23 protein-coding genes are annotated in these 24,515 nt (G+C 60.7%); 11 read left to right on the forward strand and 12 right to left on the reverse strand.

Going from position 1 to position 24,515, the window contains the following annotated elements; translation table 11 throughout:
* Positions 1-2 precede the first annotated feature (2 nt).
* Positions 3-449 (reverse strand): sugar 3,4-ketoisomerase, encoded by a 447-nt coding sequence (locus tag ACIQAL_RS25650; protein ID WP_401150374.1) that lies wholly within the window; start codon positions 447-449, stop codon positions 3-5.
* A gap of 102 nt (positions 450-551) precedes the next feature.
* Positions 552-1,484, reverse strand: a complete 933-nt coding sequence (locus ACIQAL_RS25655; protein ID WP_401150376.1) for a phytanoyl-CoA dioxygenase family protein — start codon at positions 1,482-1,484, stop codon at positions 552-554.
* Positions 1,485-1,690: 206 nt separating this feature from the next.
* Between ACIQAL_RS25655 and ACIQAL_RS25660 the strand changes: the two genes are divergently transcribed.
* The 4 genes from ACIQAL_RS25660 (at position 1,691) to ggt (ending at position 5,924) form a co-directional block, all read left to right on the forward strand.
* Positions 1,691-3,130, forward strand: a complete 1,440-nt coding sequence (locus ACIQAL_RS25660) for a coniferyl aldehyde dehydrogenase (RefSeq protein ID WP_401150378.1) — start codon at positions 1,691-1,693, stop codon at positions 3,128-3,130.
* Positions 3,131-3,269: 139 nt separating this feature from the next.
* On the forward strand, positions 3,270-3,755 hold the full coding sequence (gene coaD, locus ACIQAL_RS25665; RefSeq protein WP_401150408.1) for a pantetheine-phosphate adenylyltransferase: 486 nt from the start codon (positions 3,270-3,272) through the stop codon (positions 3,753-3,755).
* A 91-nt stretch (positions 3,756-3,846) separates the two neighbouring features.
* Positions 3,847-4,098 carry a YfhL family 4Fe-4S dicluster ferredoxin gene (locus tag ACIQAL_RS25670; RefSeq protein WP_074752410.1) on the forward strand — a complete coding sequence of 84 codons (252 nt, stop codon included), beginning with the start codon at positions 3,847-3,849 and terminating at the stop codon, positions 4,096-4,098.
* A gap of 83 nt (positions 4,099-4,181) precedes the next feature.
* Positions 4,182-5,924 carry a gamma-glutamyltransferase gene (ggt, locus tag ACIQAL_RS25675; RefSeq protein WP_401150380.1) on the forward strand — a complete coding sequence of 581 codons (1,743 nt, stop codon included), beginning with the start codon at positions 4,182-4,184 and terminating at the stop codon, positions 5,922-5,924.
* Here the strand turns inward: ggt and ACIQAL_RS25680 are convergent.
* The 3 genes from ACIQAL_RS25680 to ACIQAL_RS25690 all read right to left on the reverse strand — a co-directional run bounded on the left by ACIQAL_RS25680 (position 5,906) and on the right by ACIQAL_RS25690 (position 8,017).
* Positions 5,906-6,244, reverse strand: a complete 339-nt coding sequence (locus tag ACIQAL_RS25680) for a multidrug transporter (protein WP_401150381.1) — start codon at positions 6,242-6,244, stop codon at positions 5,906-5,908. The two genes, ggt and ACIQAL_RS25680, sit on opposite strands and share 19 nt — an antisense overlap.
* Before the next feature lie 108 nt (positions 6,245-6,352).
* On the reverse strand, positions 6,353-7,165 hold the full coding sequence (mutM, locus tag ACIQAL_RS25685; RefSeq protein WP_166595788.1) for a bifunctional DNA-formamidopyrimidine glycosylase/DNA-(apurinic or apyrimidinic site) lyase: 813 nt from the start codon (positions 7,163-7,165) through the stop codon (positions 6,353-6,355).
* 39 nt (positions 7,166-7,204) lie between these two features.
* A complete protein-coding gene (locus ACIQAL_RS25690) occupies positions 7,205-8,017 on the reverse strand; it encodes an HDOD domain-containing protein (RefSeq protein WP_166595895.1) in 813 nt (270 codons plus the stop codon).
* A gap of 213 nt (positions 8,018-8,230) precedes the next feature.
* Between ACIQAL_RS25690 and ACIQAL_RS25695 the strand changes: the two genes are divergently transcribed.
* Positions 8,231-9,427, forward strand: a complete 1,197-nt coding sequence (locus ACIQAL_RS25695) for a class I SAM-dependent rRNA methyltransferase (RefSeq protein WP_401150383.1) — start codon at positions 8,231-8,233, stop codon at positions 9,425-9,427.
* A gap of 55 nt (positions 9,428-9,482) precedes the next feature.
* Here ACIQAL_RS25695 and ACIQAL_RS25700 read toward each other — a convergent pair whose 3' ends face one another.
* Positions 9,483-10,208: a magnesium transporter gene (locus ACIQAL_RS25700; RefSeq protein WP_401150385.1), complete on the reverse strand. Its 726-nt coding sequence runs from the start codon at positions 10,206-10,208 to the stop codon at positions 9,483-9,485.
* A gap of 458 nt (positions 10,209-10,666) precedes the next feature.
* Between ACIQAL_RS25700 and ilvD the strand changes: the two genes are divergently transcribed.
* Entirely contained in the window at positions 10,667-12,514 is a 1,848-nt protein-coding gene (gene ilvD / locus ACIQAL_RS25705; protein ID WP_166595792.1) for a dihydroxy-acid dehydratase, read from the forward strand.
* 182 nt (positions 12,515-12,696) lie between these two features.
* Here ilvD and ACIQAL_RS25710 read toward each other — a convergent pair whose 3' ends face one another.
* Genes ACIQAL_RS25710 through ACIQAL_RS25720 form a run of 3 tightly spaced genes read right to left on the reverse strand, consistent with a single transcriptional unit; the run spans position 12,697 to position 15,658 of the window.
* Complete coding sequence (locus ACIQAL_RS25710) at positions 12,697-13,482, reverse strand: ABC transporter ATP-binding protein (protein WP_401150387.1); 786 nt, start codon at positions 13,480-13,482, stop codon at positions 12,697-12,699.
* Entirely contained in the window at positions 13,479-14,540 is a 1,062-nt protein-coding gene (locus ACIQAL_RS25715; protein ID WP_401150389.1) for a FecCD family ABC transporter permease, read from the reverse strand. Before ACIQAL_RS25715 ends, ACIQAL_RS25710 begins: the two co-directional genes overlap by 4 nt.
* A 17-nt stretch (positions 14,541-14,557) precedes the next feature.
* A complete protein-coding gene (locus ACIQAL_RS25720) occupies positions 14,558-15,658 on the reverse strand; it encodes an ABC transporter substrate-binding protein (RefSeq protein WP_401150410.1) in 1,101 nt (366 codons plus the stop codon).
* A 257-nt stretch (positions 15,659-15,915) separates the two neighbouring features.
* Here ACIQAL_RS25720 and ACIQAL_RS25725 point away from each other — a divergent pair, with 257 nt between their 5' ends.
* The gene (locus ACIQAL_RS25725; protein ID WP_401150390.1) at positions 15,916-16,626 is read left to right on the forward strand and encodes a response regulator; all 711 of its coding nucleotides are present in this window, start codon (positions 15,916-15,918) and stop codon (positions 16,624-16,626) included.
* Positions 16,623-18,005, forward strand: coding sequence for an ATP-binding protein (locus ACIQAL_RS25730; protein ID WP_401150392.1), 1,383 nt, complete (start codon positions 16,623-16,625; stop codon positions 18,003-18,005). Before ACIQAL_RS25725 ends, ACIQAL_RS25730 begins: the two co-directional genes overlap by 4 nt.
* A gap of 150 nt (positions 18,006-18,155) precedes the next feature.
* Here ACIQAL_RS25730 and ACIQAL_RS25735 read toward each other — a convergent pair whose 3' ends face one another.
* Positions 18,156-19,211 carry a haloacid dehalogenase-like hydrolase gene (locus tag ACIQAL_RS25735; protein ID WP_401150393.1) on the reverse strand — a complete coding sequence of 352 codons (1,056 nt, stop codon included), beginning with the start codon at positions 19,209-19,211 and terminating at the stop codon, positions 18,156-18,158.
* A gap of 294 nt (positions 19,212-19,505) precedes the next feature.
* On the reverse strand, positions 19,506-20,018 hold the full coding sequence (locus ACIQAL_RS25740; protein WP_401150412.1) for a dihydrofolate reductase: 513 nt from the start codon (positions 20,016-20,018) through the stop codon (positions 19,506-19,508).
* A gap of 155 nt (positions 20,019-20,173) precedes the next feature.
* Here ACIQAL_RS25740 and ACIQAL_RS25745 point away from each other — a divergent pair, with 155 nt between their 5' ends.
* A complete protein-coding gene (locus tag ACIQAL_RS25745) occupies positions 20,174-21,553 on the forward strand; it encodes a DUF2868 domain-containing protein (RefSeq protein WP_401150394.1) in 1,380 nt (459 codons plus the stop codon).
* Entirely contained in the window at positions 21,546-22,931 is a 1,386-nt protein-coding gene (locus ACIQAL_RS25750; protein ID WP_401150395.1) for a DUF3482 domain-containing protein, read from the forward strand. The genes ACIQAL_RS25745 and ACIQAL_RS25750 overlap by 8 nt, the downstream gene beginning before the upstream one ends.
* A gap of 156 nt (positions 22,932-23,087) precedes the next feature.
* Here ACIQAL_RS25750 and ACIQAL_RS25755 read toward each other — a convergent pair whose 3' ends face one another.
* Positions 23,088-23,654, reverse strand: coding sequence for a phosphonate degradation HD-domain oxygenase (locus tag ACIQAL_RS25755; RefSeq protein ID WP_401150397.1), 567 nt, complete (start codon positions 23,652-23,654; stop codon positions 23,088-23,090).
* A gap of 174 nt (positions 23,655-23,828) precedes the next feature.
* Between ACIQAL_RS25755 and ACIQAL_RS25760 the strand changes: the two genes are divergently transcribed.
* Complete coding sequence (locus ACIQAL_RS25760) at positions 23,829-24,284, forward strand: YkgJ family cysteine cluster protein (protein WP_341961318.1); 456 nt, start codon at positions 23,829-23,831, stop codon at positions 24,282-24,284.
* The last annotated feature ends 231 nt before the right edge of the window (positions 24,285-24,515 follow it).

Here is a 24,515-nt window from a genome sequence, read left to right on the forward strand (position 1 = left end):
CACTAACCTCGTGCCGCGGTCAAAAAAGGTCGATACGCATCAGGGGCCATCTCGTCTGAAACCATCTGCTGAAAAGTGGCGTAGTCCCTGACGTAATCGGCCTCATCGTAGAGATTGTCGGCCAGCACCATCAGCACGCAGTCTGGGGAGAAATCGTACATTTCCCGCCAGATGAAGGACTCGATCAGCAGCCCCTGTTGCGGGTGATCGAGACGGATATCGATTTTCTCCGTCCCGTCATCCAGCATGAAACGGCACGAGCCTCGTACGGCCACGGCCACCTGTTTCAGCGACTTGTGGGCGTGAAAGCCACGACGGACCCCCTCCCCGGTTTCGAACATATAGTAGACACGCTTGACCGAGAAGGGGATGTTCTTGCCCTCTTCCAGTGCGATCAATGAGCCGCGCTCATCGCCATGTGTCTGCAACTGCAGGAATTGGATTTTCATAACGTTTTGCTCGCGAACTCGCGCAGTCCCTTGCAGCCTGTCGACAACTTGTTGATGTACCGAAGTTGGCTGCCGGAGAGCCGAACCCCGGATTTGGCCGCTTCAACCTTTCGCATTGATGATATTGCCGCGCATCCGCGCAGCCCCTCTGTCGTCCAGATCCCGACGCGTGCGCATCGGCTTGAGATCCCCTTGAAGCGTCTCGTTGATCTCATCAATGGCGGTCTTCGTATGATTGCCGTTCGACTTACCCACCAAATAACGCAGCGACAAACGAAATTGCTCAGACTCGTGCGCAACGGGTCGCGTGCCGTGCAAGGTGCAGTTGTGCCACAACCCGACATAGCCGGGACCGCCCAGCAGGGTGCGATCCTGGCAGCGGATCGCGTTGCCGTGGTCATCGGCGTACATCCACTGATCACCCCCCAACGGCTCAAGGCTGTGCGGAAACAGCGTGGCGCCAAACTGGTGGGAGCCAGGAATCAGGTGCAGTGGCGAATCGTACTCCGTCACGTCATGCAAATAGACGTACAGCGTCAGAAACGTAGAGGGGTCCAGTTCGACCCGCCCTTGGGGCCAATCGATGATGTCCTGATGAAAGTCGATGCCGCGAAAATAGGTGATGTCGCGGTAAGGCTTCTTGATGTATGGGCCGAGGTTGGCCACGTTCACGTCGCGAATCCGCTCGCGAATCCAGTCTGGCAGCCACGAATCCGGGACGCCACAAACAGCCTTTTTGATCACCACTTCATAATCGTCGCCCAGTAGCTCACTGAGTACGCCCGTCAAGCGCGCGTCCTGCTCGATGAACTGCAACTGCTCGTCGAACTGATTCAGAAAATTAAACGCCTTGGTCGGGTTGGCGTTGAAATGGTTTTCCTGGGCCAGATACTCCGCTTCGTCCATGAACAGGCTGCCATCGAACGCACGTGCAGCGACCATGGCGCGGTAGAGCGCCTGGACTTGCTCGACATTCAGCATTTCACCAAACAGGTGGGCGCCTTGTTCAATCAGATTCTTTACGCAGCTTTGCATGATCTACCCGCTAAACGGTCCGCGAACGCACTAAAAGCCTTATCGGCGGAACGGGATTTAAATGAAATATCGCCCGGAAAAATATTTGGCCGCGTGTGTGACCAGAAACGCTGTAATCCTGCCCAAACTCAAGCTCACAGGCGGCATTTGACTTTGTAGAGCTACAACTCTAGAAACACTCTATAACTTCAAAAGGAACCGCAGCAATGCCTGTCGAATCCGTGCAATGGCCAACGCTCCAGGCGGCATCCACATCGCCTGATACGCTCGAACGCCTGTTCGACCTGCAACGCCAGGCTTTTGCGGCCAATCCCATGCCGATTGCCGGGCAGCGCCTGCAATGGCTCGACAGCCTGCATCAATTGCTCAGCGACGAACGCCAGGCGTTGATCGAGGCGATCAGCACGGATTTCAGCCATCGCTGCGCTGATGAAACGCTGCTTGCCGAGTTGATGCCGAGCCTCCACAACATCCGCTACGCCCGGCGTCATTTAAAGAAGTGGATGCGCACGTCTCGACGCAGCGTCGGCATGGCGTTTCAGCCCGCGTCAGCAAAAGTCATCTATCAGCCGCTGGGCGTCGTCGGTGTCATCGTCCCGTGGAATTATCCGTTGTATCTGGCCATTGGCCCCTTGGTCGGCGCGCTAGCAGCAGGTAATCGTGTGATGCTCAAGCTCAGCGAGTCAACGCCTGCGACCGGAGAACTGCTCAAAACGCTGTTCGCCAGGATTTTTCCAGAGGATCTGGTGGCCGTGGTTCTGGGGGAAGCCGAGGTGGGGATGGCGTTTTCGAAGCTGCCTTTTGATCATTTATTGTTCACTGGGGCCACTAGCATTGGACGGCACGTAATGCGCGCCGCCGCTGAAAACCTGACGCCCGTTACGCTGGAACTGGGCGGGAAGTCTCCGGCCATCGTTTCGCAGGACGTGCCGATCATGGACGCCGCCGAGCGAATCGCGTTTGGCAAGACCATGAACGCCGGACAGACCTGCGTGGCGCCTGACTACGTGCTGGTACCCGCGAACCGGATCGATGAGTTCGTCGACGCCTACCGTCAGGCCGTCAAAAGGTTTTATCCGACGCTGGCGGACAATCCGGACTACACCGCCATTATCAATCCACGACAAATGGCACGGCTGAACGGCTACATCGCCGACGCCAGCAGCAAAGGTGCGCAGATCGTGTCGTTGTATGAGCAGGGCCAGGGGCGACGTATGCCTTTTAGTCTGCTGCTCGACGTCAACGACGACATGCTGGTGATGCAGGACGAGATCTTCGGCCCTTTGCTGCCCATCGTGCCATATGAGCGCATCGAACAGGCTTTCGACTACATCAATCGCCGGCCTCGGCCGCTGGCGCTTTACTACTTTGGGTACGACAAGGCCGAGCAGAATCGGGTGCTGGAGCAGACTCATTCCGGCGGAGTCTGTCTGAACGACACGCTGCTCCACGTCGCGCAGGACGATTTGCCTTTCGGTGGCATCGGTCCCTCCGGTATGGGCCATTACCACGGCCACGAAGGTTTTCTGACATTCAGCAAGGCCAAAGGTGTGTTCATCAAACAGCGTGTCAACGCAGCGCGGCTGATTTATCCGCCTTACGGGAAAGCGATTCAGAAACTGATCTACAAGCTGTTCATTCGGTAGGCAACGGCCAGGCACGGGGTTGGGGGCGTCGTGGAATCTCGGCACGTCCGCGATGCCTGTGGAAGACGCCCGCGACTTGGCCGCCTCGCCCCGCTGCGCTACCATCCGAATCCCTTCGGACTCCGACCAGGACGACGCGATGAACCGAGTGTTGTACCCAGGCACCTTCGACCCTATCACCAAGGGTCATGGCGATCTGGTCGAGCGCGCATCGCGCATGTTCGACCAAGTGGTCATTGCCATAGCCGCCAGCCCCAAGAAAAACCCGCTGTTTTCGCTGGAGCAACGCGTCGAGCTTGCGCGCGAGGCGACCAAGCACCTGCACAACGTCGAAGTGGTTGGTTTCTCGACCCTGCTGGCGCATTTCGCCCAGGAACAGAACGCCAATATCCTGCTGCGTGGCCTGCGTGCTGTCTCCGATTTTGAATATGAATTCCAGCTGGCGAACATGAACAAACAACTTGCGCCGGACGTCGAGAGTCTTTTTCTCACGCCGTCCGAACGCTATTCATTCATTTCATCTACGCTGGTCAGGGAAATTGCTGCATTGGGGGGAGACATCACCAAGTTCGTGCATCCGGCTGTCGCCCATGCGCTCAAGGAGAGGTTTCAGCCGGGTACGTGAGCTATGTTCAGGTGCATACCGAGCGCTAATGCGGCACAATTCGCCGCATTAGTTTAGTTATGCCCCGGCATTGGCCGCGGCTGGAGTTTCCATGTCCCTGATCATCACCGACGATTGCATCAATTGCGACGTCTGCGAACCCGAGTGCCCGAACGAAGCGATTTCCCAGGGTGAAGAGATCTACGTGATCAACCCGAACCTGTGCACCGAATGTGTTGGCCACTATGACGAGCCGCAGTGCCAGCAAGTTTGCCCCGTGGATTGCATCCCACTGGATGAAAACCACGTCGAGAGCAAAGACGAGCTGATGGCCAAGTACCAGTTGATTACCAGCAAGGCATAAACGAAGGCATATCCTGTCGGCATACGCGCTTTCGCCGAAGACACTGGCTGTAATGCCTGTTGACCTGAGCGAGCGAGATACGCATGACATCGAAGCTTACGTGGATACCGTCCTCGTTTGGCGCCACACTTTTTCTGTGCGCCCTCTCGGCTCACGGCAGCCCTGACCATCCCCGGCAGGCCGCCATTGCCAGCCCACACCCCATCGCCACCGCCGCCGGCCGAGAAATCATGGTCGATGGCGGCAACGCGTTCGACGCCGCCGTTGCCATCAGCGCCACCCTCGCCGTGGTTGAGCCTTACGGTTCTGGATTGGGCGGCGGCGGTTTCTTTTTGCTCCGCCAGGCCGGAGAGCCGGTGCAGTACCAGTTTCTCGATGCGCGAGAAAAAGTGCCCTTGAAGTCCAGACTCAAGATGTTCACCCGCAACGGCATCGTGCAGCCGGATTTGTCCCTGAACGGCCCGCTGGCGGCCGCCATTCCGGGTTTGCCTGCCGCGCTGGTCGAACTCGCAGAACGTTATGGGCGACTGCCCCTCAGCATTTCCATGGCACCCGCCATTCGCATCGCCTATCGCGGTTTCAAGGTGGATGAGATCTACCGTGAACGCGCCAGCTGGAGACTCTTCGCGTTGCGAGCCAACAAAGAGAGCGCCCGGTTGTTCCTGCGCAACAATGATGTGCCCGATTTGGGCGCAGTCATTAAGCAACCTGAATTGGCCCAGACACTCGACCGCCTGGCAGACAAAGGGCGATCAGGCTTTTACAGCGGCCTGACCGCCCAGGCCATGGTCAACGGCAATCGGGCGGCAGGCGGGATCTGGAATTACCACGACTTCGAAGAGTACGACGTCGTCACCCGCACGCCGCTACGCTTTCAACTGGCGGATCAGCGCGAATTGATCAGCGCCCCGCCCCCATCGGCGGGCGGCATCGCGCTGGCGCAAAGCCTGTACATGCTGCAACAGCTGCCGTGGCGTGAATCCGAAAAAGTGCAACGCGCCCATTACGTCGTCGAAGTATTGCGCCGCGCGTACCGTGATCGGGTGTTGTTCGGCGACCCCGACTTCGTGCCTAATCCCGTCGCCCAAGTGCTGGCGCCTGATTATCTGCTCCAGCTCTCGACCAGCGTGGACCCTCACATGGCGACACCGAACACTGCGTTGCCACCGGCGCCCCGCTGGCGGGAAGGCGACAACACCAGCCATTTCTCAGTGCTCGACGACAAAGGCAATGCCGTTGCGGCGACGCTCTCCCTGAACCTTCCGTTTGGCTCGACGTTTACGGTGCCCGGCACCGGCGTGATCCTCAACGACGAAATGGACGATTTCGCCGTTGATCCCAAAGGCAGCAACACGTACGGATTGGTGGGCAGTCAGGCCAACATCATCGAACCGGGCAAACGGCCGCTGTCGAGCATGAGCCCCAGTTTCATTGAAAGCCCGAATACCTTCACCGCTTTCGGCACTCCGGGAGGAAGCCGGATTCCGAGCATTGTGCTGTTGTCGATGCTGGAATACCTGGACGACCGGCCGGTGGCCCAATGGGTGTCGGCGCCGCGTTACCACCATCAATACATGCCGGATGTGATGGAGTACGAGCCGGGGGCGTTTACCGCCGAGGAGTTGAATGATTTGCGCGAGCGGGGTTACAAACTGAGGGAGACCCGACGCGACTTTGGTAATCAGCAAGTACTCCTGTGGGACAAGAACAGCGCCAACGTCGAAGCCGCGAGCGATCCTCGCGGCGTAGGGATTTCAGCGATTTTCAGGCCTGATGCACCGCTGAGTCTGGTGCGGACTTGCGCGGATCAGTCGTGTTTGCCGTAGCCGCTGGTGGTGCAGCCGAGGCAGCGAACGAAGGCTGCCTTGCCGGGATCAACCACCAAGGCCTTGCCGGTGGCACCCAGATTGCCGCCTGCCGCCGCGAATGGCGAGGCCACGACAAACAGCGCCGCACCCGCGACCGTGGCGACGATCAGCAGCGGGCGGGCGACCAACAGGTCGCCGATCATGGCGTACGCCGGTGGGTTCTGGATTTCATAAACGGGGTCGCCGCTGCCTGATGCCTCGACCTGCGCCATCGCCGGGGTCATCTGCAAGCCGAAAAACAAGGCCAGGGTGGCAGCGAGAATGCGAAACGGGCTCATGGCGTGATCCTTCAGGCACAGCGGGAAGAGTGATGCTGCTCACTATAAACAGGGATTGGGGTTAAGCAAGGGGGCCATGCAGACCCTGCTCACAATTTCCGTCTCACTTTACTTCTGACATTTCGGGCAAAACACGCTTGCCCGTTGCCCCAGCTTCACCTCGCGCATGATCGTCCCGCAGACCTTGCACGGCTCTTCGCCTCGGCCATAGGCGAACAGCTCTTGCTGGAAATACCCCGGTTGCCCATCGCCACCAATGAAGTCACGCAACGTAGTGCCGCCGCGTTCGATGGCCGCCGCGAGAATGCGCTTGATCTCAATCGCCAGCTTTATATAGCGGGCCTTTGAAATACTCTTGGCCTCACGCCGCGGATCGATGCCCGCCGCAAATAAGGCTTCAGTCGCATAGATATTCCCCACGCCCACCACCACGGCGTTGTCCATGATGAACGGCTTGACCGCCATCGAACGGCCACGCGACAGCTCATACAACCGCAACCCGTCGAACAGATCGGTCAACGGCTCAGGCCCCAGCCGAATCAGCAACTCATGGTTGTGTGGGTCGAGGCTCCACAGCATCGCGCCGAAACGCCGCGGGTCGGTGTAACGCAGCGCCAGCCCCGACTCCAGCTCGATGTCCACATGCTCATGCTTGAGGGCAGGCAACCCCGCCTCGACCAGCCGCAAATTCCCGGACATGCCCAAATGACTGATCAACGTGCCGACTTCGGCCTGGATCAGCAGGTATTTGGCGCGCCGCTCGACAACCACGATCTTCTGGCCAGACAACCGCACGTCCAGGTCTTCCGGAATTGGCCAGCGCAGGCGGCGATCCCGCACGATCACGCGGCTGACGCGCTGGCCTTCGAGATGGGGCGCGATGCCCCGACGAGTGGTTTCGACTTCAGGTAATTCAGGCATGGGCCGGCTCGATGGCGGGTGAAACGCGAGCGCGCAAACTCAGTGTGCGCTCAGTTCTCGGATACTTTCTTTGAGGTTTTCGAAGTCGTAGTCGGACAGGCCCACGTAATCCAGAACCAGGTGTCCAATGCTGTTCCACTCATGGTCCACCGCCTGATTACCCAAGACCCGATGCGATGAGCAAATGTGTTCGGCCATTTTCAGGATCGCCAGCAGGTTCTTCAGCGGCGCATTGCGGCCCGACTCTTCCTGGAAGATCGCCAGCGCATTGTGGTGATTAGCGATGGCATTGCTCACATGTTCAGGCAAACGCCATGATTTGGCCGTGAAATAGCCAACAACCGCATGGTTCGTGTTGAGAATGTGGTTTTCCGTATCGACCACGCGCCGGTCCGGCCCCGCTTTGGCGTAAGCCTCTTCCAGCACATTCATGTATTCGGGGAAGCGCTTAAGCATCAATGGCACACCGCAGTCGTGAAACAGACCGAGCGCGTAGGATTCGTCCACAGTTTGCGACCCGATTCGCTTGGCCAGCGTCAGACTGGTCATCGCGACGTCTTGGGCGGTGTCCCAGAAACGATTGAGGACCACGATCGTCTCGTCGGTCATCTCGCCCTTGATCGACTGCGCGTTGATCAGGTTGATCACCGAGCGGCTGCCCAGCAGGTTCACCGCACGCTGAATCGACGCGATTTTGTTCGCGAGACCGTAGTGAGGGGAGTTGACGATCTTAAGCAAGGCGCCGGAGAGCCCCGGGTCCTGTGCGATCAACCGGGCGATCACACCCAGATCAGGGTCGGGCATGTACTGCTCCATCTGCAAATCGACCATGATTTGCGGCTGGGGCGGCACGCTGATGCCTTGCAACGCCTGCTGAATCTGCTCGGAAGTAAGCTCTTGGGACATAAGTACACACTCAAGGTCAGGGGGCGATTCTAACCCTTACCGCCCATGCTTCGACAACCGTTGAAACACTCTTCGCTCCCGACAGACCGCCTACAGGTAAATTCACCCGAGCGAGCGCGCAGCGGTATAATCCCGCTCTTTTTTCCCCGGAGCGACGTCATGTCCCTGCCTAGCTTGCGCCTCAAGCCCAACGCCGACCGTCGCCTGCGCGCCGGTCATTTGTGGATTTACAGCAACGAAATCGACGTTGCCGCCACCCCGCTCAATGGCTTCGCTCCAGGCGCTCAAGCAATTCTTGAGGCGGCGGGCGGCAAGCCGCTCGGCATCGTGGCCATGAGCCCGAACAACCTGATCTGCGCGCGGCTGCTGTCTCGCGACATCAAGTTGCCACTGGATAAATCCCTGCTGGTACACCGCCTGAAGGTCTGCCTGTCCCTGCGCGAGCGCCTGTTCGACAAGCCGTTCTATCGCTTGGTCTACGGCGACTCCGACCTGCTGCCAGGCCTGGTGGTTGACCGTTTCGGCGACATTCTGGTGGTGCAATTGGCATCGGCCACCATGGAGCAACATAAGGACGATGTGCTGGCTGCGCTGATTCAAGTGATCAAGCCGAGCGGCATTCTGCTGAAAAACGATTCGGCCGCCCGTGACGCCGAAGGCCTGAACCGCTATGTAGAAACGGCGTTCGGGCTGGTACCGGAGTGGGTCGCGCTGGAAGAAAACGGCGTGAAATTCGAAGCGCCGGTGATGGAAGGCCAGAAAACCGGCTGGTTCTACGACCACCGCATGAACCGCGCGCGCCTGGCGCCGTACGTCAAAGGCAAGCGCGTACTGGATTTGTTCAGTTACATCGGCGGCTGGGGCGTGCAAGCGGGTGCGTTCGGCGCCAGCGAAGTGTTTTGCGTTGACGCGTCGGGCTTCGCCCTCGATGGCGTTGAGCGCAACGCTGGCTTGAACGGCTTTGCCGAGAAAGTCACCTGCATCGAAGGCGACGTGTTTGAAGCCCTTAAAGAGCTGAAAGCTGCTGAAGAGCGTTTCGACGTGATCGTGGCCGACCCACCTGCCTTTATCAAACGTAAGAAAGACCTGAAAAACGGCGAAGGCGCCTATCGCCGTTTGAACGAACAGGCCATGCGCCTGCTCAGCAAAGACGGCATTCTGGTCAGCGCCTCCTGCTCGATGCACCTGCCGGAAGACGACCTGCAGAACATCCTCCTGACCAGCGCCCGTCACCTGGACCGCAACATCCAGCTGCTGGAACGCGGCGGCCAAGGCCCGGATCACCCGGTCCACCCGGCGATCCCGGAAACGCGGTACATCAAGAGCATTACGTGCCGGCTGTTGCCCAACAGCTGACGTTTATAGCGTTTGAATGGGGCCATCATCTGAACGATGGCCCCTGCTAGCACCCTCAAAGCCCCAAAATCACCGAAGCAATCCCGAAATACACCAGCACCCCCGCCGCATCGGCAATCGATGTGATCAGCGGTCCGCTAGCGACAGCCGGGTCCATGCGCAGGCGGCTGAACATGAATGGCAGGCTCATCCCGATGAGGCTGCCGATCAACACGATGATCAGCATGCTGCTCGCCACCACCATGGAAATTTCCCAGCCACCGCGCATCGCCCCCAACAGCGCGACGGCAACGGCCATGGTCACCCCGAGGGCCAGCGCGACCGAGCATTCACGCCACAGCAGTCGCAGCCAGTCCTTCATCACCACATCGCCAGTGGCCAGGGCCCGTACCATCAGGGTTGCCGACTGCGAGCCTGCGTTACCACCGCTGTCCACCAACAGGGGCAGGAAGAACACCAGGACGATGTTGGCGGCGATCACGTCTTCGAACACAGCGATACCTGCGCCTGAAAACAGATTGCCAAACACCAGCAACACCAGCCACAGCACACGTTTGCGGTAAAGGAATCCCGCGGTGGCATCGCGGAGATTGCCCAGCGGCGTGGAAATCAATGCGCCTTTGTGGAAGTCTTCGGTGGCTTCCTCGGCTGCGTGGGTGTTGAGTCGCCCCAGCACCTCGGTGCGCTTGTCCTGAGGCAGGGCTTGCAGATGATTCGCGATGTCCGCGGCAGACAGCTTATCGAGCGGGGACAGCGGTTGGGTCAGGTCAAAAATAGTCATGTGTCTCTCCAGGCAGCCGCGCAGGCTCCCGGAAAGCCGACCACGTCAGCTCACAGGCAAGCCCGCCGCCGCTGCGGTCGGTGCCAGATTGTGCGTTCTAAATGAACGTGAACTGGGGTGGTCCATTGGGGTATTTCTCGTCAACCGCACATGCGGCGCGGGGATAGTAATGAGGTTCGGCAAATGAAAACACCCCTCGAAAGCCGTTTCAGAAACGTCCTACACAGCTTGATACAGACGCCCCTGATCGGTCTCGCCATTCCATCCCGCCGCCAGCGGTGTAGAATCGGCCTATTCATCGCCAATCATCCCCCGGCGGGTTTATGAGCTCCGGTCAAGCGCAGCGATCCTGTGGCGTCACCGACCTCATCCGCAACGGCAGCGACCTGTCGCCGTTGCAATGGACCAAGAGAAGCTCACTCCCCTACTGAACCTGATTAGCCGCCCGGAGTGCTCCAATGCCTGATTACCGCTCGAAAACGTCTACCCACGGTCGCAACATGGCCGGCGCGCGTGCCCTGTGGCGTGCAACGGGCATGAAAGACGAAGACTTCAAGAAACCGATCATTGCCATCGCCAACTCCTTCACCCAGTTCGTTCCGGGCCACGTGCACCTGAAAGACCTGGGTCAACTGGTTGCCCGCGAGATCGAGAAAGCGGGTGGCGTGGCCAAGGAATTCAACACCATCGCGGTGGATGACGGCATCGCCATGGGCCACGACGGTATGCTGTATTCACTGCCAAGCCGCGAGATCATCGCCGACTCCGTCGAGTACATGGTCAACGCCCACTGCGCCGACGCCATTGTCTGCATCTCCAACTGCGACAAGATCACCCCCGGCATGCTGATGGCCGCCCTGCGCCTGAACATCCCGGTGATCTTCGTTTCTGGCGGCCCGATGGAAGCCGGCAAGACCAAACTCGCCAGCCACGGTCTGGACCTGGTTGACGCGATGGTCATCGCCGCCGACTCCAGCGCCTCCGACGAGAAAGTCGCCGAATACGAGCGCAGTGCGTGCCCGACCTGCGGTTCGTGCTCCGGCATGTTCACCGCCAACTCGATGAACTGCCTGACCGAAGCCCTGGGCCTCGCGCTGCCAGGCAACGGTTCGACCCTGGCCACTCACAGCGACCGCGAGCAGCTGTTCCTGCAGGCTGGCCGCACCATCGTCGAGCTGTGCAAAACCTACTACCGCGACAACGATGACTCGGTGCTGCCGCGCAACATCGCCAACTTCAAAGCGTTCGAAAACGCCATGACGCTGGACATCGCGATGGGTGGTTCGACCAACACCATCCTGCACTTGCTGGCGGCCGCTCAGGAAGCCGAAATCGCCTTCGACCTGCGCGACATCGATCGCCTGTCGCGCAAAGTGCCGCAGCTGTGCAAAGTGGCGCCGAACATCCAGAAGTACCACATGGAAGACGTGCACCGCGCTGGCGGTATTTTCAGCATCCTGGGTTCGCTGGCCCGTGGCGGACTGCTGCACACCGACCTGCCGACCGTGCACTCCAAGTCGATGGAAGAAGCCATCGCCAAGTGGGACATCACCCAGACCGACGACGAAGCGGTCCATCACTTCTTCAAGGCCGGTCCTGCTGGCATCCCGACGCAAACCGCGTTCAGCCAGTCGACTCGCTGGGACACGCTGGACGACGACCGCGAGAACGGCTGCATCCGCAGCGTGGAGCACGCCTACTCGCAAGAGGGCGGCCTGGCCGTGCTGTACGGCAACATCGCGCTGGACGGCTGCGTGGTGAAAACCGCCGGTGTGGATGAGTCGATTCACGTGTTCGAAGGCAACGCGAAGATTTTCGAAAGTCAGGACAGCGCCGTGCGCGGCATCCTCGCCGACGAAGTGAAGGCTGGCGACATCGTGATCATCCGTTACGAAGGCCCGAAAGGCGGCCCGGGCATGCAGGAAATGCTGTACCCGACGTCATACCTGAAATCCAAAGGCTTGGGCAAAGCCTGTGCACTGCTGACCGACGGCCGTTTCTCTGGCGGGACTTCCGGTCTGTCCATCGGCCACGCTTCGCCGGAAGCGGCAGCGGGTGGCGCGATTGGTCTGGTGCGTGATGGCGACAAAGTGCTGATCGACATCCCGAACCGTGGGATCAACCTGTTGATCTCCGACGAAGAAATGGCGTCCCGTCGTGCCGAGCAAGACAAGAAAGGCTGGAAACCGGTCGAAGCGCGTCCGCGCAAAGTGACCACCGCCCTCAAGGCCTACGCCCTGCTGGCGACGAGTGCCGACAAAGGCGCCGTGCGTGACAAGGCGCTGCTGGACAAGCTGGTGCCGTGATCGGCGCCTGACGCAGCAAACAACAAGCCCGGCAGTGATGCCGGGCTTTTTAGTCAGGTATCAGCATCACCGCATAACTTGTGGGAGCCGGCTTGCTGGCGAAAGCATTCGATCAGACAAGACCCCGTTGCCTGACACGCCGCTTTCGCCAGCAAGCCGGCTCCCACAATGAAATATCGCTATTACGTCGTCGCCCCATCCACCAACACCTGAATCGTGCCTTGCGAACAGCGCTCCACTCGCCCGCGCACGCCATACACCTCCGCCAGCAGGCTCGGCGTCAGAATCTCCTCCGCCGCGCCATGGGCGAACAACTCGCCATCGCGCAGCACCGCAATCCGGTCGGCATGCCGCGCCGCGAGGCTGATGTCGTGCAGCACGACTATCGCGATTAACTGATGCTCCCGCACCATATCGCGCACGCAGGCCATCACTTTGAGCTGGTAATTGAGGTCCAGCGCGCTCGTCGGTTCGTCCAGCAGCATGACCTTGGGCTTGCGTGCGATGAGTTGCGCGAGACTCACCAACTGCCGCTGCCCACCCGAAAGACTGTTCAGCAGGCTGTCGGCCAGATGAGTAATACCAATCCTCTGCAACGCCTTGTACGCCTCACGCAAACAGGCTTCGCTCGACAACGGTATGCCGTCGAACGTGCTCACGCGCAGCGCCGCGACGATGCTTTCCATGACGCTCAATGACAGGCCCGGCGGCAGGTTCTGCGGCATGTAAGTGATGAGTCGCGCACGTTCGGCAATGGACGCGTCATTCAGCGAACGCCCTTGCAGACTGACGTCGCCGTGCATCTTTTCCAGCCCTGCGATGGCCCGCAGCAGCGTGGATTTTCCCGCGCCGTTCGGGCCGATCAGCGCCGTGACGGTCCCCGGTTCCAGCTCCGGCAGCGACAAACCGCGCACCACCTGACGCCGACCATAACTGACATGCGCATCGCGCACGCTCAACCCGCTCACAGTTGCCTCCCGCGCTTGAACACCAGCACCACGAAGATCGGCACGCCGACCAAGGCCGTTACGATCCCCACCGGCACGATGACGCCGGGCATGATCAGCTTGCTGGCGATGGACGACAGCGACAGCAGCAAGGCCCCGACAATCGCACTCGCGGGCAGCAGAAAACGTTGGTCTTCACCTACGAGAATCCGCGCGATATGCGGACCGACCAGACCGATGAATCCGATGGTGCCTACAAACGCCACGGCAGTGGCTGACAACAGGCTGATGCGCAGCAGGGAAAACAGACGCAGACGTCGCACGTCGATGCCAAAGCTCTGGGCGCGATCCTCACCCATGCGCAGTAAAGTCATGCGCGACGAGGCGGCGAAGGACATCGGCATCACGACGAGCAGCACCAGCGCCAGAATGCCGAGCTTGTCCCAATTGGCGCGGGCGACGCTGCCGAGGCTCCAGAACACCAACTGTTGCAACACGTCTTCGGTGGCGACCAGTTGCAGCAGCGCCACCAGTGCGTTGCAGCTGAACACCAGCGCGATGCCGAACAGCACCAGACTTTCGACCCCCGCCCCGCGCAGCCGCGACATGGCTTGCAGCAGAAAGACCGAGGCGCAGGCGAACACAAACGCCGACAACGACACCGCCGCATTGCCCGACAGCCAGCTGACCGACACTGGAAACACAATCACCAGCGACGCACCCAACGCCGCCGCCGATGACACGCCCAGCGTGAAAGGGCTGGCCAGCGGATTGTTGAGGATCGCCTGCATCTCGGCCCCCGCCAATGACAGCGCGCAGCCCACCAGCACGGCCATCAGCGCGTACGGCAAGCGCACGTTCCAGATGATGATACGGTCGGTAATCGCCAGGTGTTCGGGGTGCAGCATGCCGTCGATCAACGTGCCGAGGCCCATGCCGGAGGGGCCGGTGGTGAGGTCGATCAGCACGGCGAACAGCAGCAGAATCACGAGAATCGCCAGCAGCCAGCAACGGCGCGCCAGTAAGCGGCGATAGCCCTGACTGGCGGCTTCAAGGCCTGCCGGACCAGTGTCGGGCAAGGAGTGCGCTTGGGCGTTCACTTCTGTTGGTCGATCCAGTACTGGCCAGACAGCGGCGTATCAAGGAACTGCGCGTTCATCTCGGCCATCGTCTGCTGTGGATCAAGCGCCGTGAACTTGCCTGGGTTGATCCATTTGGCCAAGGCCTCGATGGCGAGAATGTTGTACGGCGAGTTGTAGAAGTCGTGCCACAAGCCATGGGCCTGACCGTCACGAATCGGGCGCAGGTCCTTGAACTCGGGGCGGGCCAGCACTTTATCGAAGGCCGCTTGAGCCGGGGCTTGTTGAACGCCTGCGCCCAGCAACAGGCCCGGTTCGTGGTTGCCGGTGGCGACGTACACGTCCGGGTCGGCCTTCAGCGCGAACTCGACGCTGACGTCACCCAACGCGCCAGGCACCACGCCTTCCGCGATGTTGCGACCACCGACCAGCTTGATCACTTCACCCATGCCGCTCTTGCCGGTGGTGTGCCCCGGCGCCTGCCACGCACCTGCCAGCAGTTCGAGGAAAACACTCGGGCGCTGGCTGTCATCGACATTGCCCACGGTGTCGATCACACGCCTGAGGTGCCGATCATAGAAATCGACGTAAGCCGCCGCCTCCTTATCGCGCCCCAGCGCACGGCCCAGCGCCATCATGCTAGTGCGGGTGCCCTCGACGGGCTTGATACGAAAATCGACGAACAGAACGGGAATCCCTGCTGCCGCCAGGGTGTCAGCCACCGGGCTGTGTTCGGTCGGGCCGTGCCCGGAAATGCTGAACACCGCCAGGTCGGGTTTCAGGCTGAGGATTTCCTCGGCGCTGACGCTCTGCTCCGACGCCTGGCCGATCAGAGGGATCTTGCTGACTTCAGGAAATTTAGCGGCATAAGCGTTATAGGTGTTGGGGTCGAGCTTTTTCAGGTCAGCCTGCCAGCCCACGATGCGCTTGAACGGCGCGTCACGGTCGAGCAGCGCGAACACCGAAATCAACCGGCCTTCGCCCAGTACCACGCGTTGAACATGGTCGGACACCTCGACCTTACGGCCCAACACGTCGGTGACTTCTTTGGCCGAAGCCATGGATGCCTGGCCCAGGGAGGCGCCCAGCAGCAGGACCAGCGCAATGGCCGCCCGCATCGAGAAAGGTTTGAACACGCACGTCTCCAGATTACAATGACTCGCATTTACACCGACCAGTTTAAAGAGCCGCCCGGTCCAGGACGGCCCGACTTTGTATTGGCGGTGCAGGAAAACGCCGTACACAACATTCCATTACATTTGCCCCGGCCGGCAGCCGACGCTTCCCTCCGACGCGTTTCGGCTGCGCAGCGCGGAGCGGACTTTCGGCAGGGCTGCCACTTCACCGCGCTACAGACACAGGCACGACGTCCCTTATGTCCAAGCAAGATCACGTGTTGATCGTCGATGACGATCCCGAAATCCGCCAACTGCTCGCCGAGTACCTGCGCGATGCGGGCTATCAGACGTCCACCGCCTGCGATGGCAAGGAAATGCGTCGGCGCCTGGAGCTGAACGTCGTCGACCTCATCGTGCTGGACCTGATGCTGCCTGGCGAAGACGGCCTGAGCCTGTGCCGCGAACTGCGCACGACCTCCAATATTCCGGTGATCATGCTCACGGCGCGGGGCAGCCTGATCGACCGAATTGTCGGCCTCGAAATCGGCGCCGACGATTACCTGCCCAAACCGTTCGACCCTCGTGAATTGCTGGTGCGGATTAAAGTGGTGCTGCGCCGGGTGCAGAGTTTTCCTGAACGGGCGCGGGTCGATGAAACGCCCTACGTGATGTTCGACGGCTGGAAACTCGACACCCGCGCACGCCAGGTGCTCTCGCCCGAGGGGCTGGTGATCAGCCTCGGCAACTCCGACTACCGCGTGCTGCGCCTGCTGCTGCAACACCCGAATCGCCCACTGAGCCGGGACTTTTTGCTTAACCACGTGTTCGAGAAAAACAGCACCCCGTTCGACCGCTCCATCGATGTGTGCGTCAGCCGCCTGCGCCAGCAACTGGACGCCCGACTGATCAAGACTGTGCGCAACGAGGGTTACATGCTCACCGCCACCGACGTGGCAGCCGCTTCGTGAGGCTATGGCCGCGAACGCTGTACGGGCGACTGGTCATCATTCTGGTCAGCGGCATGATCGCCGCGCAGATCGCTACCAGCAGCATCTGGTACGACGTGCGCCACAGTCAGGTGCTGGAAATCCCCACGCGCCTGATCGCCAGCCGTCTGGCCGATATCGTGCGGGTCATTCACATCGAGCCGACGCACACCAATGGCTTCATCGGTCATCTCAATACGCCGGATTTCCGCTTGCAGTTCATCGAAGCGCCGACCCCGCGCACGGAAAAGCTCAGCAGCGCGGATGAAGCCACCGAGCGCCTGCTGAACAATGTGATTGAACAGCGCACCGGAATTTTCAGCGACCTGCGCCTGCTGCATTTGTCGTTGCTGGACGATCAGGGCCATGCAGCGGGCATGAGCACGCTGTTCGGTTCAAGCCCTGCGGCGGGCATGTTCAACATCGAAGTGCATTTGCCGGACGGCCGCTGGTTGCAGGTTCGTGCGCGGGAGGATCAAGGCTGGACCAGCCTGACGCCGGTACAAGTGATGTTCGATTACTTCCTCAGGATATATCTGGTGCGGATCATCCTGCTGGCGATTGTCGTGCTGTTGGCGGTGCGCCTGGCCATCCGCCCCCTCACTGAACTGACTCAGGCGGCGCAGGCACTGGGCGCCGACATCAAGCGCCCCCCTCTGGCGCTGAATGGTCCGCTGGAAGTCCGCCGTGCCGCCAAGGCGTTCAACAGCATGCAACAGCGGCTGATCAACAACCTGCGCGAGCGCACGCGTTTTCTGGCGGCGATCTCTCACGACCTGCGTTCGCCGATCACACGCCTGCGTCTGCGCACCGAAATGCTGGCCGACGAACAGGCCAAGGAACGCTTTCGCAAGGATCTAGAGGACATGGAAAACATGGTCGCCTCGACCCTGGAGTTCGTCAGCAGCGGCGAGGTCAACGAGCCTCGGCAGAGCGTGGACATCAATGCGCTGTTGCAAAGTTTGCAGGCCGACTTTCAGGACATGAACGCGCAGGTCGCATTGCACGGCACGGCGCTGGAGCCGTTGCCTGCTTACTCGCGAAGTTTGAAGCGCTGTGTGCAGAACCTGTTGGAGAACGCCATTCGCTATGGCCATCAGGCGGATATTTTTATCGAAGACCAGCCCGAGCGGCTGCGCATCGTGATCGCCGATCAGGGGCCGGGGATTCCTGAGGATCAGCTGGAGCAGGTGGTGGAGCCGTTTTTCCGGCTGGAAAGTTCGCGCAATGCGGGCACCGGCGGGTATGGGCTGGGACTGAGCATCGCTCACACCGTGGCGGCGGCCCATGAAGGGCGGTTGCAACTGCGCAATCGGGAGAGCGGCGGGCTGGAAGCAATACTGGATTTGCCGAGGGTTTGAGGGGGCGCACCGGTCAACCCGGCGGCACATCTTCCTGCGGGAGCGAATTCATTCGCGATGCGACGGTACATTCAACCGATATGCGTCGGATGTACGGGCCTCTCGCGAATAAATTCGCTCCCACAGGGTTAGTCCACCGGTCTCGATGCCTTACTGAATCTCATCCGGCTTGACGATCACCCAGTTCTTGTCCGCCGTCACCGGCAACCCTTCCTTGGCCTGCGCCTCGGCGTTGGACTTCATCATGCCGTTGAGCTGGGTCATGTATTTGTCCTTGCGGTTGACCCACAAGTGCACGCCGCCCTTGGCCACATCGACGCTGTGAAACAGCATGTAGCCGTCGCTGCTCGGGGTATCGCCACCCACCAGCACGGGTTTTTTCCATTGATCGATGTAGGTCAGGATCGCCGCCTGCTTGCCCGCCATCCAGGTCGCGGGGGTCCACAAGTACGGCGTCAGCTCAAGATTGAGGTTGGCCTTTTCGTCGTACTTGCCTGCCGTGATCTGCTTGCGTGCGGTGGTCAGCTCGCCGGTCTCGCGGTTCTTCAGCAGCGTGGTCACGCCGATGACGTTCTGCGGTTTGACGTTGTAGCCGTACTTCGGATCAGCCGCGACCATGCGCACCAGTTCCTCGGACGCAGCGGTCATCACGTAGACCTCGATGCCGTTCTCCATCAGCTTGTTGTACAGCTCGGCCTGGCCCGTGAAGACCTTCGGCGGCTGCACGTCGATGGTCTTGACCACATCGCCTTCGTAATAGGTGCTCGGTACCGGCTTGCCCGAGGCCATCAGCTCATCGACGTAGCCTTTGAGCTCTTTGAGCGTGAAGCCGGAGAACACCTGCGCGACCCACGGGTAGCAGACCATGTCGTCGATTTCGCAGAGGCGATAGTAGTAGCTGAACAGGCTTTCCTTGTGTTCAGCGGTGTCCTTGAACGGGATCAGCTTGAGGGAAGGGTCGAGCTTTTCGCGGGTCAGCAGACCTTTGTTTTCCAGATACGGCAGCAGCGACTCTTCCAGGTCGTAGCGGTAGCTGGTGTTGTCCATGTCGAACACCGCGAAATTGCCCTTGTTGGCATTCGCCGCGATCATGGCATCCAGCTGTTTGGCAGCAGGCTCCGGCCAGTGCTTCAATTCCGTCGAAAACGCCTGACCGGCAAGGCCCAGACAGACCGCAGCGGCCAACAATTTTGGTGCGAGCTTCATAACGGTATCCTCCCCTTTAGAAATCCGAGGCTGGACCGTAACAAAAAGTAATGACTGTTTTAATGCGTCAGCGACGGTGCGCGTTCTGATGGCGTCATGTTCATTGCCGATCACGACAGATGACGCAAAAGCGACATATTTGTTACAAGCCTGTTGGCAATGGCGACGTAAACCTGTGGGAGCGAATTCATTCGCGAATCGGCGTTCAGGTAGGCACACCTTTGTCGACTGATCCATTTTTCGCGAATGAATTCGCTCCCACAGTTTGGATGGGTGGCAGGCGCAGGATTGGTTCTACCTTCGCTCCCACACCTCAAAGCTGTACGCAGGCTTCTCATCCACAGCCGGGTTTTCCGCGTTGGAAACCAGCTGCCACTGCGCCTGATCGAACTCCGGAAACCACGCATCCCCTTCAGGGCTCAATGCCACGCGAGTCAGGTACAGACGATCTGCCTGCGCCAGCCCTTGCTCATACAGCTGTGCGCCGCCAATCAACATGACTTCGCTCACACCCTGCTCCGTCGCCCACGCTTCGGCACGCTCAACGGCGGCGCCCAGTGAGGTAAACACTTCGGCGCCTTCCAATTGAAGGTCGGCCTGGCGGGTCACCACGATGTTCAACCGGCCCGGCAACGGACGGCCCAGCGAATCCCAAGTCTTGCGCCCCATGATGATCGGCTTGCCCAGCGTGGTGGCCTTGAAATATTTGAAATCCCCCGGCAAATGCCAGGGCATGGAATTGTCGACGCCGATGACCCGGTTTTCACCGAGGGCGGCAATCAGGCTGAGGGGGAGATGTTTTTTCATGGCGGCGAGGATAGCAGAGGGCATCGCAAAATCGTGCGCTGATAGTCGTGCTGCCACATCGACAATGCTGCGGTCATATCCCGCACACCCTGCGACCCTGCGCGAGTCTGCCGCAGCGGTTATGCTCACTTCTGATTTCACCAACGAGACGCCGTGTGACTGCACTGACCCCACTCGATGAACTCTGGCTGACCGAAGCGGTGCGCCTGCGCGAGCAACACGCAGGCCCGCTCGATGACGACGAAGCCAATCGCCGCGCCCGCGTGACAGGGGGCGACTTGTTGACCCGCATCAAACACCGAGCCCGCTGGCTGGCCGAGCGCGACGGCATGCTTGCAGCGCTGCGCCACTGGAAACAGGGCGCGCGACTGTCGCTGATCGTGTTGGCCATTTTCGCGGTGATCAGCGGGGCCGGCCTGGCGTTCGCAGCGCTGGGCAACGGCCAAGCCCCAGTCAACGTGTTCTGGGCCCTGGGCAGTCTGTTGGGCGTGAACCTGATTCTGTTGATCAGCTGGCTGCTGGGCCTGTTGTTCGCTGGGGAAAGCGCGGCCAGCCTCGGAAGGCTTTGGTGGTGGCTCAGCGAAAAACTCGCCCGCGATGCTCAAGCGGCGCAACTGGCCCCCGCCCTGATCCTGCTATTGCAACGCAAACGACTGAATCGCTGGCTGCTTGGCGCCTGCGTCAACGGGCTCTGGCTGCTGGCCCTGCTCAGTGCTCTCACTTTACTGCTGTTGCTGATGGCGACCCGGCGCTACGGGTTTGTCTGGGAAACCACGATTCTCGGCAGCGATACGTTCGTCAATCTCACTCAAAGTCTCGGTACGCTGCCGTCGATGCTGGGTTTCAGCGTACCGACCGAGGACATGATCCGCGCCAGCGGCGACAGTGCGCTGGTGATCGAGAACGCCCGACAGGCCTGGGCAGCTTGGCTGGTGGGTGTACTCGTTGTTTATGGCATTGCGCCGCGTCTGCTGCTGGCCCTGTTCTGCTATGGGCGCTGGCGTGCAGGTCGCAAGCAATTGGCGCTGGACCTGAGCGAGCCGGGTTTTGCCGAGCTGCGCGAGCGCTTGATGCCGAGCAGTGAGCGCCTCGGGATTAACGACGCCGCGCCCGCCTCGTTGCACTCGGTGCAACCCGGCCCTTCGGTCACTGACAGCGAGGGCGCGTTGCTGGTCGCCATCGAGCTGGATGATCAACGCCTCTGGCCGCCGACGCTGCCCGAAAACGTGGCCGACGCAGGCGTCCTCGACAGCCGCGAATCCCGCCGCAACCTGCTTGACCAACTGACCCGCTACCCGCCTGCACGCCTGGTGATTGCCTGCGATCCCCGCCGCTCGCCTGATCGTGGCAGCCTTGCGCTCATCGCCGAGCTAGCACGCTGCGCGACGGCCACGCGAGTCTGGCTGCTGCCCGCGCCCGACGGTGAAACGCTGGACGCCGACCGGTTGGGCGACTGGCATGTCGCGCTGGGACAGCTGGAGCTGACGTGGACCGACAGCGCGCCACTGAATTGGCTGGAGACCGGACATGACTGAAGGATCAAAAGCGCGCCCGCTGAAACTGGCCGTGGTCGGGCACACTAACGTCGGCAAGACTTCACTGCTGCGGACCCTGACCCGCGACGTCGGCTTTGGCGAGGTATCCCATCGCCCCAGCACTACGCGGCACGTGGAAGGGGCGCGCTTGTCGGTGGACGGCGAAGCGTTGCTGGAGCTGTACGACACACCTGGCCTGGAAGACGCCATCGCCCTGCTCGACTTTCTGGAGCGCCTGGATCGCCCCGGCGAACGCCTCGACGGCCCTGCGCGATTGGCCCGATTTCTCGAAGGGAGCGAAGCCCGACAGCGCTTCGAACAGGAAGCCAAGGTGTTGCGCCAGTTGCTGGCGTCGGACGCGGGGCTTTATGTGATCGACGCTCGCGAACCGGTCCTCGCTAAGTACCGTGATGAACTGGCAGTCTTGGCCAGCTGCGGCAAACCGCTGTTGCCGGTGCTGAATTTCGTCAGCAGTTCGCAGCATCGTGAGCCGGATTGGCGCGAAGCCCTAGCCCGGCTGGGCCTTCATGCTTTGGTGCGTTTCGACAGCGTGGCGCCCCCGGAAGACGGCGAGCGGCGGCTGTATGAAAGTCTGGCTCTGCTGCTGGAAAATTCGCGCCCACAACTGGAGCGGCTGATCACGGATCAACAGGCTCAACGCGAGCTTCGTCGCCACAGCGCCGCGCGTCTGATCGCCGAGTTATTGATCGACTGCGCGGCCTGTCGGCGCAGCGTCTCGACAGAGGCTGATTACGTGCAGGCCGCCATTGACGACCTTCGCCAGTCAGTCCGCCAGCGCGAGCAACGTTGCGTCGAGGCGCTGCTGAAGCTTTATGCGTTTCGTCGCGAGGACGCCTCGGCCAGTGATCTGCCGTTGCTCGACGGGCGTTGGGGCGATGACTTGTTCAACCCGGAAACCCTGAAGCTGTTGGGGGTGCGGGTTGGCAGTGGCATCGCGGCGGGTGCAGCGGCGGGCGCAGGCGTAGACCTGCTGGTCGGGGGCATCACGCTGGGTGCGGCGGCGTTGGTCGGGGCGATTGCCGGAGGCGCCCTGCAGACGGCGCGCAGTTATGGCGGGCGCTTGCTGGGCAAACTCAAGGGCCAACGGGAACTGACGGTAGATGACGCGGTGCTGCGACTGCTGGCTCTGCGTCAACGGCAACTGCTGCTGGCGCTGGAGGCGCGGGGCCACGCAGCGATGGACAGCATCAGACTGGATGCGCCTCAGGACAAATCCTGGCGCGAAGGCAAACTGCCGGACGCGCTGCGCAAAGCACGGGCCCATCCGCAATGGTCGTCGCTGAATCCGCATGCGAAGCTCAATCAGGCGGAGCGGCAGGAGCAGGTTGAAGGCCTAGCCGTAGTAGTAATTCGCTGACCCAACCTGTTGAGAACGGGTGCCCGGGGTCCTGACGTCACCGAAACCCTGTGGGAGCGAATTCATTCGCGAAAAATCTTACATCCGATAGATATCTCGCGGTTGTACCGGCCAATCGCGAATGAATTCGCTCCTACAGAGGGCCGCATCAATCACTCAAGCATCAACCAGCAGCGCCAGCGCCTTTTCCTTCAGGATTTTCAGATCGATCACCGGCACATTCATCTCTTTTGCCCTCTCGTCCCACTGCCGCATCCGCAGGCTCACATTACACAATGGGTCTTGTTCGAAGGCGGTCGCCTCGGCCTCGCTCATCACGCCACCTTGGTATTCCAGCGTGCGGCGGCTCGCTTCGCTGAGTTGTGCGTAGTAACCCGGCTGACGCAGAGTCAGGTAGCGCTTGGCTTGAACGTGGTATTCCACCAGCTTGGCGACCCGCTCGCTGAACCCGCATTTGCGCAGGTAATCGGCGCCAACACGCTCGTGGCTCCCCACGCCATAGCCGCCCATGCTCGACGCGTCCAGATCGTGATCGCAGATGTGGCCAATGTCGTGAAAGAACGCCGCCAGCACCACTTCGTCATCGTAACCCTCGCCCAGCGCCAGTTGCGCAGATTGGGACATGTGCTCGATCTGCGACACCGGCTCGCCGATGTAATCGTCGCTGCCACGTTGCAGGTACAGATCGAAGACCTCATTGACCACGTGCTGTGCCTGTTGCATGAGCCACCCCCGTTTCGGACTCGTTCGCTTGGCCACCTAAGCTACTCGGCCTGTGTTGCCAAGTCGTGGCAGCGGCGGGCGGTTTGCCGACAGTCGCGCCGATCAAATTGCGGTAGGGGAAATGCCCGCGGCCCGGTATGATCGCGCGCCCGATACACCCGGAACCTCACGCTCATGAAGCCCACTTTGATCGCCGCCGCCGAAATCGACCGTCTCGAAACCTGGCAGAAATATTCCAGCCACATGTGCGGGGGCTGCGTATCCAGCTGCTGCACCCTGCCTGTGGAAGCGAAGATCAAGGACCTGATCCGCATCGGCATCGTGGACGAGTTCGAGCAGGGCGATAACCCGAAGAACATCGCCAAGCGTTTGCAGAAGGAAGGCATTGTCGAGCGCTTTAACCAGAAGTCGGGGATCTTCACGCTGCAGCGCATGAGCAACAATGACTGCCTGTATCTGGATCGCAAGAGCCGCCTGTGCACCATCTACGACAAGCGTCCGGACACGTGCCGCAATCACCCACGCATCGGCCCGCGCCCTGGTTATTGCGCGTACAAGCCGAAAGAAGTCGTGCGCGAAAGCAGCGGCACGCTGAGCTCGAACTCAGGGCGGGTGCCGTTGAAGTTCTGAGGTTGGTCGCAGTTCGGCTCTGGCCGAAGGCCGTGGGAGTTGGCTTGCCTACGATCTGTTGCGAAGCGACAGCGAACCCTGGACATTGAGTTTGCCTGACACAACCGAGGTATGCGGTTTCACTGCCGCTCCGCGCCAGATCGCAGGCAAGCCAGCTTGTATGGTAAGACTCGAAGGGGTGGGTGGGACCAAAAGCCAGCTTCTGACTGTTAGCAGCAGTACAGACCGTGG

The sequence above is a fragment of the Pseudomonas sp. NPDC088368 genome (assembly GCF_044753445.1).
Lineage (GTDB): Bacteria > Pseudomonadota > Gammaproteobacteria > Pseudomonadales > Pseudomonadaceae > Aquipseudomonas > Aquipseudomonas bambusae.

Excerpts from the sequence above, each read along its gene's own strand:
- ACIQAL_RS25655 (WP_401150376.1), bottom strand. The coding sequence starts at position 1,484 with ATGCAAAGCTGCGTAAAGAATCTGATTGAACAAGGCGCCCACCTGTTT.
- ACIQAL_RS25720 (WP_401150410.1), bottom strand. The coding sequence starts at position 15,658 with ATGCGGGCGGCCATTGCGCTGGTCCTGCTGCTGGGCGCCTCCCTGGGC.
- ACIQAL_RS25680 (WP_401150381.1), bottom strand. The coding sequence starts at position 6,244 with ATGAGCCCGTTTCGCATTCTCGCTGCCACCCTGGCCTTGTTTTTCGGC.
- ACIQAL_RS25670 (WP_074752410.1), top strand. The coding sequence starts at position 3,847 with ATGTCCCTGATCATCACCGACGATTGCATCAATTGCGACGTCTGCGAA.
- ACIQAL_RS25750 (WP_401150395.1), top strand. The coding sequence starts at position 21,546 with ATGACTGAAGGATCAAAAGCGCGCCCGCTGAAACTGGCCGTGGTCGGG.
- ACIQAL_RS25740 (WP_401150412.1), bottom strand. The coding sequence starts at position 20,018 with ATGAAAAAACATCTCCCCCTCAGCCTGATTGCCGCCCTCGGTGAAAAC.
- ggt (WP_401150380.1), top strand. The coding sequence starts at position 4,182 with ATGACATCGAAGCTTACGTGGATACCGTCCTCGTTTGGCGCCACACTT.
- ACIQAL_RS25660 (WP_401150378.1), top strand. The coding sequence starts at position 1,691 with ATGCCTGTCGAATCCGTGCAATGGCCAACGCTCCAGGCGGCATCCACA.
- ACIQAL_RS25695 (WP_401150383.1), top strand. The coding sequence starts at position 8,231 with ATGTCCCTGCCTAGCTTGCGCCTCAAGCCCAACGCCGACCGTCGCCTG.
- ACIQAL_RS25725 (WP_401150390.1), top strand. The coding sequence starts at position 15,916 with ATGTCCAAGCAAGATCACGTGTTGATCGTCGATGACGATCCCGAAATC.
- ACIQAL_RS25700 (WP_401150385.1), bottom strand. The coding sequence starts at position 10,208 with ATGACTATTTTTGACCTGACCCAACCGCTGTCCCCGCTCGATAAGCTG.
- ACIQAL_RS25735 (WP_401150393.1), bottom strand. The coding sequence starts at position 19,211 with ATGAAGCTCGCACCAAAATTGTTGGCCGCTGCGGTCTGTCTGGGCCTT.
- mutM (WP_166595788.1), bottom strand. The coding sequence starts at position 7,165 with ATGCCTGAATTACCTGAAGTCGAAACCACTCGTCGGGGCATCGCGCCC.
- ilvD (WP_166595792.1), top strand. The coding sequence starts at position 10,667 with ATGCCTGATTACCGCTCGAAAACGTCTACCCACGGTCGCAACATGGCC.
- ACIQAL_RS25760 (WP_341961318.1), top strand. The coding sequence starts at position 23,829 with ATGAAGCCCACTTTGATCGCCGCCGCCGAAATCGACCGTCTCGAAACC.
- coaD (WP_401150408.1), top strand. The coding sequence starts at position 3,270 with ATGAACCGAGTGTTGTACCCAGGCACCTTCGACCCTATCACCAAGGGT.
- ACIQAL_RS25755 (WP_401150397.1), bottom strand. The coding sequence starts at position 23,654 with ATGCAACAGGCACAGCACGTGGTCAATGAGGTCTTCGATCTGTACCTG.
- ACIQAL_RS25650 (WP_401150374.1), bottom strand. The coding sequence starts at position 449 with ATGAAAATCCAATTCCTGCAGTTGCAGACACATGGCGATGAGCGCGGC.